Origin of the sequence: Martelella mediterranea (assembly GCF_021021415.1) — a bacterium.
Lineage (GTDB): Bacteria > Pseudomonadota > Alphaproteobacteria > Rhizobiales > Rhizobiaceae > Martelella > Martelella mediterranea_C.
In genome coordinates, this window is record NZ_JAINWJ010000084.1 from 1 (window position 1) to 7,370 (window position 7,370).

Here is a 7,370-nt window from a genome sequence, read left to right on the forward strand (position 1 = left end):
AGAGACATAGGCAATCGCATGTAGGTTAACGTGACAACGCCGGGCCGGTGGATGCGAGGCGCCGAACCGACCGCGACAAGGTTGGACAACCAAACACGATGCACTGAATGACACGGCAAGGCGGAGCATGACCCCGTATCACGCCGGGGCAGCGGCCCCATTTTGGTCCGAGACTGACAGACAAGCAGGGAACTTCCGATTCAATGAAGTGAATTGTGTTACACAGGGCAGAGTACATTCATCTGTTGCCGCTCTTCGGAAGCTCCCGGAATGCCTCGGCAAAGCGACTCATCAGTCGGACCAGATCGGCGACATCCTTGTCTTCCCACGTCTCGAAGATCTCCCTTGCCATCCGTTGACGAGCTTCGTCGATCTTGTCGGTCGTTGTCCTGCCAGCTTGGGTCAGCACCGCTTCGCGGACCCTGCCGTCGGTCTCGCTTGGTTGCCGTGCAACCAGGCCAAGGCCTTCGAGCTTGCCGATCTGGCGGCTGACGGTCGAGTGATCGAGCCCCATACGCTCTGCCAGCTCGACGACACTTGCCGGCCCCAGCCGTTCGACGGCCACGAGCAGTTTGAACAGCGCCTTGTCCAGCGAGACGCCGGCTTCCTCAAGCAGTTCATCGTCTCTCTGCGGGCGGTTCATCGCGACGGTGATTTCGACGAGCGCGCCGTGTAGATCGCGGAGCAGAGTATCATTCCGTGTATTATGCACGTTTTTTGTTGACATATCGAGGCCTCTTGTTTTAAGTGCATAATGCACGGACTTATGACACGAAGGCAAGTGTTTTCCCTTGGGCAGGAGCCTGTCCTGGAAGAGCGATGGCCTGCGCTTAAAAGCATGAAAGGAAGACGGTATGTTCAAGACAACGGCACTGAAATTCGCTGCGACCATACTGGTCGCGAGCATCGGTTCTGAAGCCGCCGCCGAAGGCTTTCCCAGGCTGATCGACCCTGCCACAGATTTCGCCGCCCAGTCGTCCGGGTCGGAGCTCGGCTGGGCCGACTCCGTCTATATCACCAGCCGATTGGACGCTGGCGGCCACGATATCGGCATCCTGCTGCATGTCGTGTCGATCCCGAACGGACCGGGGCGCAAGATCGTCTATTCGATTACCGACGAGTCGACGGACTTCTACCAATACGAAGTCGTCCCGGTTGCCGAGCAAGATCTTCACTGGAGCGAGGACGGGCTGAACATCACGGCACCGGGGCTGACCTGGACCGGAGATGCCGAGAAGATGACAATCTCGTTCGAAGTTCCGTGGAGCACGCTGGACCTCGTGCTGGAGGCCGAAGGGCCGGTGATGAGCTATGGAGGCACAGGAGCCTTCCCGCTGTTCGGCAAGATCAACCACGAATTCGCCCTGCCGAAGCTGCACACGACCGGCACAGTGACGCTGGAAGGCGATACCCATGACGTCACGGGGCAAACCTGGCTTGATCGTCAGTGGGGACCGGTTGCGCCGCAGCCCGACACGAACTGGAGCTGGATAAGCTTCAACCTGCCGAACGGTGATGTCATGGCAATCTGGGACGCGGTGAGCCCGACGGCAGGCAGTTACGCCTGGGCGACGGTGATGCACCCGGATGGCACCCATGTCGTGGCGGAGGTGGAACCGTTCGCGGCAGGCGCAAGCGAGATCTGGACCAGCCCTGAAAGCGGCAACACATACCCCACCCGCTGGCAGATCAGCATCCCGGCACTGGACGCGGCGCTGACGGTCGATGTGACGGGCAATCGCCATCAGGAAATCGTCATCCACGGAGACGGGCGCTATGAGGCCACCGCAGCCTTTTCCGGCACTTATCGGGGCGAGAACGTTTCCGGCAAAAGCTATGTCGAGATGTTCGGAGACTGGCAGTAAGGCCGCGGCGCAACAAGCTTCGCCCGTCGCGTCACCGGCGGCGGTCGAGAGCTGACTGGACAAGTAGCAAGATGCACATCGCTTCAACAAGTGACCGAACTGCAAGACACACGCTGCAGACATTTGCAGCGGTGGCAGTCATCTGGATGGCGGCGAGCCTGAGCTACTACTGGCTATTGGGAGCGCTCGGCGTCGAGGATGGCCTCAACGATGCACCGTCATTCTATGCGGCCTTCTACGCTGCATGGACCGCGGTAGCCTTCCTTGCCTTTCGAAACTCTCATTTCGGCTGGCTGACTGCCGAGATGGTAAATCGCTATCTCCCCCCGGCGAGCTTGGTGGCGGTCGTGCTCATTGGCATCGCCGTCATTGGAATCCCGAGTCTGCCCGGTTTGCCGTTCGGTTCGCTCGACGGACCGCCCCATCCCTTCGAGATGACGTCGGCCTACTTCCTGCCCAAGTCGGCAGAAATTCTCCTGCAGCAGTTGTTGATCGCGGTAATGGCGATTGAACTCAAATTCCGGCAACTTTCCGACGTCAGGGTCGCAGCGCTGATCGGATTGCTGTTCGGTGGCGCACACATGATGTGGGCCGTCATCTATCCCGAACCGGTTATCCTCTTCAGACTGACCTCCGCCGCATTGCTCCTGGGCACGCTGGCCCCTTGGCTGATCCTGCGTTTGCGAGGTGGGTTTCTGGTTTCCTACACAGTGCATTGGGCGCTCTATGCCTGGCTGGCACCGCTGTTCTGGTCTGGCTGAAGAGTGTGACCCCTGGAATGAAGATCCCGCTGCGCCGTGTGCCGCTGTTTCTTCGACAAGGCACGGTCCGCCTCGAGGATCTGGTTGATGATGGGTAGGAGCGAGTCGAGCTTCGGGCGCACCGGGGGCGCTTCGATCGTCGAGCAACAGCGAGCAAGTGCCCGTGGAGAAGTCTGCAGAGCGGATTGTGAAGCAAGCCGGGCAAGGTTCCTGGCAGTGGCGAAACTGACGTCGATGGCGACCTCGGGGTCTGCGGCGCCCAAAAGGGCGGCGGCATTGAACAGGAAATCGAGCTAAGCTGGTCCGAGTACGGACGGTACCGCTCTTCAGGAGAACATCGTGACATCCGACCCCAGAACCGTGGAGCGCCAGGCGCTCGCCTTCGAAGACGATCGCGGCTCTTCCCGCTCCAGGTGGATCGCCGGAGCGCTGGTGTTCGCGCTGTCGGGCTGGATGGGCAGTGGCTTCGTACTGCCCTCGGAAAAAGTCAAGGTGGCAGAGACGTCAGTCGTTCCGCGCATGGTAACCGTGGCTGTGCGCCAATCGCAGGCCGAGCCGGTGACGCAGTACCTCGCGGCGGAGGGGCAGGCGCAGCCGGATCGGGACACAGTGATCCTGACCGAGACGTCGGGCGAGATTGGCGAGGTCCTGGTGCGCAAGGGCGCCAACCTTGAGCGGGGCGAAGTGATTGCGCGCTTCAATCTCGCTGACCGCGAGGCTGATCTTGCCCGTGCCGAGGCGGAGATGCAGCATGCGCAACGCAACTTCGAGACCGCCGAAACCCTGCTCGAGCGCGGTATCGCCACGGTCACCCGCGTCTCGGAGTCGCGGGCAGCCCTTGCGGTCGCCGAGGCGCAGTTGTCCGCCGCGAAGGAAGTCGTCGACACGACCGTCATCCGTGCGCCCTTCGCCGGGCGGCTGGAAACGCTGTCGATCGACGAAGGCGAGTTCGTAGCCGCGAGCGCCGATGTAGGGCGCATCGTCGACAACACACCGCTGACCGTGACCATTCAGATACCGCAGCAATCGCTCCGCCGCGTGAAGGTGGGACAGACGGCGACGGTGACGTTCATCACCGGAGAGGTCCGCGAGGGCGAAGTGGCCTTCGTCGGCACCAGCGCCAACGCCGAGACCCGCACCTTCCTCGCCGAGATCGAGGTTCCGAACGAAGACGGAGCGGTTCCGGCCGGTGTGAGCGCGCAGGTGCGCATTCCCACGGGCGAGGTGGTGGCGCACTTCCTTTCGCCGGCGATCCTGTCGCTCGACACCGATGGTCGGCTTGGCGTCAAGACCACGGGTGTGGACGATCGGGTGGCGTTCCACCCGGTCGAGATCATCCGCGCCCAGACCGATGGCGTCTGGGTGACGGGTTTGCCCGAGGCAGCGCGGATCATCACCGTCGGCCAAGGCTTCGTGAACGACGGCGAGATGGTGGATCCCCAGCCCGAAGTCAGCAGTGCGCTGGAGCCCGCTCCGTTGTCGGAGGTTCAGGACGGAACAGACGACGGCGCGGTGGCCGCACCATGAACGCCATCATTGACGCCGCCTTTTCACGCACACGGATCGTCGGGCTCACGCTCCTGATGACCCTCGCCGTTGGCGCCTACGCCTACGTCTCGGTCCCCAAGGAAAGCTTGCCCGAGATATCGATCCCCTACGTCTATGTCTTCACCACCCTCGACGGTATCTCGCCCGAAGATGCCGAGCGGCTGCTGGTCGAGCCGATGGAGATCGAGTTCGGCCCGCTCACGGGTCTGAAGAAGATGGAAGGTTCGGCCAGCGAAGGTTACGCCTCGGTGATGCTCGAATTCGAACCGGGCGGCGACGTCGATGAGGCGCTCGATCGGGTGCGCGAGGCGGCCGACCGCGTCTCTCCCGAACTGCCCGAGGACGCGACGGAGCCGGTGGTGGTCGAAACCAACACCGCGCTTTTCCCGATCCTGACGGCGGTGCTGTCCGGTCCCGTCCCGGAGCGCACGCTGAACCGGATCGCCAACGAGTTGCAGGACCGGATCGAGGCGGTCGGCGGCGTACTGGAGGTCGACATCGGCGGTGAGCGCACAGAGGTGCTCGAGGTCCTGATCGACCCGACGGTGTTCGAGACCTACAACATCTCGTTCGAGGAACTGATCGGCCAGATCAGCCGCAACAACCGGCTGGTCGCGGCCGGTACCATCGAGAGCGGCGCCGGGCGCATCGTCCTCAAGGTGCCCGGGCTGATCGAGGATATCGACGACGTGATGTCTCTGCCCGTGAAGGTGCGCGGCGACACCGTCGTCACGTTCTCCGACGTCGCGACGATCCGCCGGACCTTTGAGGATTCGACCGGCTTCGCGCGGATCGACAGACAGCCCGCGCTCGCACTCGAGGTCAAGAAGCGCGCCGGCTCGAACGTCATCGGGACCGTGGCGGCAGTTAAGGCAGTGATCGAGGAAGAGGCCGCAGCCTGGCCGGACAGCGTCACCGTCAAATACATGCAGGACGAGAGCGAGCAGGTGAAGACCATGCTCAGCGATCTCGAGTCGAACGTGATTGCCGCAATCGTGCTGGTCATGATCGTCGTCGTCTGGGCGCTGGGGCTGCGCTCGGCCGTTCTTGTGGGCCTCTCGATTCCGGGCGCTTTCCTCGCCGGCGTGGCGGTACTCTGGTTCATGGGCTACACGATGAACATCGTCGTCCTCTTCAGCCTCATACTGGTGGTGGGAATGCTGGTCGATGGTGCGATCATCACGACCGAGCTTGCGGATCGCAAGCTGCAGGAGGGCGCCCGTCCGAGGCAGGCCTACGCACTCGCCGCCAAGAGGATGGCCTGGCCGATCATCGCGTCCACGCTGACCACGCTTTCGGTGTTCTTCCCGCTGCTGTTCTGGACTGGGATGATGGGCGAGTTCATGAAATATCTGCCGATAACGGTGATCGTGACGCTGACCGCGTCGCTCTTCATGGCGCTGGTGTTCATACCGGTGATGGGCGGCCTGATCGGCCGCAAGCAGCCGCAGACCGCCGAGGACAAGGCCAAGCGCCACGCCGCCGAGTTTGGCGACCCCCGCGACATCGGCGGGCTGACCGGCGGCTATGTCCGGATGCTCCAATGGGCGATCCTGAGGCCCTGGACTACCCTGACTCTGGCCTTCGCGTTTTTGCTTGCCGGCTTCGGCGCCTACGGACAGTTCGGCAGCGGTATAAGCTTCTTTCCGTCAATCGAACCCGACTTCATGCAGGTGGAGGTGCGCGCACGCGACAACTTCTCGATCTACGAGAAGGATGCGCTCGTCCGCCGGGTGGAGGAGCGTCTTTACGAACGCAACGACATCGCCTCGGTTTACGCCCGCTCGACTTCGGGCGGCGCCGGAAGCCAGGTCGACGAGGAGGTGATCGGCACCATCCAGCTCGAGCTGACCGAGTGGGACACGCGCGGGACAGCGGCCGAGATCGGCGAGCAGATCCGTACCGGCATGTCTGACATCGCCGGTATCGACGTACAGATGCAGATCGAAGCGGACGGTCCGTCCTCGGGCAAGCCGCTATCGCTGCAGATCCGCGCCCGCGATTCGGACACGCAGGCGGCGGTGGCCGAGGACGTCCGCGCCACAATGGACCGAATCGGCGGCTTCACCGATGTCGTCGACACCCGCCCCCTGCCGGGCGTCGAATGGCGAATTCGCGTCAACCGGTCCGAGGCCGCGCGCTTCGGCGCAGACGTCAGCTTGCTCGGCCAGGCGATCCAGCTCCTGACCCAGGGCGTCACCGTAGCCGACTACCGGCCGGACGATGCCGAGGGCACGCTCGACATCCGTGTGCGCTTTCCCGCTGCCGAGCGGACGCTCGAGGAACTGCAGTCGCTGCGCGTACCGACCTCCGCCGGATTGGTACCGATCTCCAACTTCGTGACCTTCGAGCCGAGCCCCCGCACCGGCACCATCAAGCGCGTCGACCAGCGCCGCGTCACCACCATCGAGTCGAATGTGGCACCGGGCCTTCTGGTCAGCGACCAGATCACCGAACTCAGGTCGGCGCTTGACCGCATGGATCTTCCCGAAGGCGTCGACTGGTCGTTCGCCGGCGAAGCCCAGGACCAGCAGGATGCGATGACTTTCCTGACCGGCGCCTTCATCAGCGCCATCGTGCTGATGTTCGCGGTCCTGGTGACGCAGTTCAACAGCTTCTATCAGGCGTTCGTCGTCATGTCGGCGATCGTCTTCTCCATCGCCGGAGTGCTCTTCGGTCTGATCGTCACGGGACGTCCGTTTGGCGTGGTGATGGGTGGGATCGCGGTGATCGCGCTCGCCGGCATCGTGGTGAACAACAACATCGTCCTGATCGACACCTACAACGACCTCAAGAGGCTGGGGCAATCGCCGCTCGAGGCTGCGCTCAGGACCGGCGCCCAGCGTCTGCGGCCGGTCGTTCTGACCTCCGCCACCACCGCGCTCGCGCTGATGCCGATGGTGATCGGGCTCAACATCGACTTCTTCAACCGGCGTATTATCTATGGTGCCCCCTCGACACAATTGTGGACCGAACTCTCGGCAGCCATCGCTGGCGGGCTACTGATCGCCACAATCCTGACTCTCATTGTGACGCCCGCCATGCTGATGCTGGGCGAGAAACGGGCGACGAGGGCCCGGCCGACCGAAATCGTCCACGCCGAACCCGCCTGAGCGGCGCGCGACGCGAAGTTCATTGCCGGGGAGCTCCTTGCGGGGCGTTGTCACGTTAAGTTTGGCAGGCTGAGAAGGGCCGG

Annotated in this window: 5 protein-coding genes; 4 read left to right on the forward strand and 1 reads right to left on the reverse strand. The window is 63.1% G+C overall.

The window, feature by feature from the left end; all coding sequences use genetic code 11:
* Positions 1–238 precede the first annotated feature (238 nt).
* Positions 239–727 (reverse strand): MarR family winged helix-turn-helix transcriptional regulator, encoded by a 489-nt coding sequence (locus K7H91_RS25145; RefSeq protein WP_230722909.1) that lies wholly within the window; start codon positions 725–727, stop codon positions 239–241.
* Positions 728–854: 127 nt separating this feature from the next.
* Here K7H91_RS25145 and K7H91_RS25150 point away from each other — a divergent pair, with 127 nt between their 5' ends.
* The 4 genes from K7H91_RS25150 to K7H91_RS25165 all read left to right on the forward strand — a co-directional run bounded on the left by K7H91_RS25150 (position 855) and on the right by K7H91_RS25165 (position 7,287).
* Positions 855–1,865: a lipocalin family protein gene (locus tag K7H91_RS25150; protein ID WP_230722910.1), complete on the forward strand. Its 1,011-nt coding sequence runs from the start codon at positions 855–857 to the stop codon at positions 1,863–1,865.
* A gap of 71 nt (positions 1,866–1,936) precedes the next feature.
* Complete coding sequence (locus tag K7H91_RS25155; RefSeq protein ID WP_230722911.1) at positions 1,937–2,626, forward strand: hypothetical protein; 690 nt, start codon at positions 1,937–1,939, stop codon at positions 2,624–2,626.
* A gap of 339 nt (positions 2,627–2,965) precedes the next feature.
* A complete protein-coding gene (locus tag K7H91_RS25160; protein WP_230722912.1) occupies positions 2,966–4,153 on the forward strand; it encodes an efflux RND transporter periplasmic adaptor subunit in 1,188 nt (395 codons plus the stop codon).
* Positions 4,150–7,287, forward strand: a complete 3,138-nt coding sequence (locus K7H91_RS25165) for an efflux RND transporter permease subunit (RefSeq protein ID WP_230722913.1) — start codon at positions 4,150–4,152, stop codon at positions 7,285–7,287. Before K7H91_RS25160 ends, K7H91_RS25165 begins: the two co-directional genes overlap by 4 nt.
* Positions 7,288–7,370 lie beyond the last annotated feature (83 nt).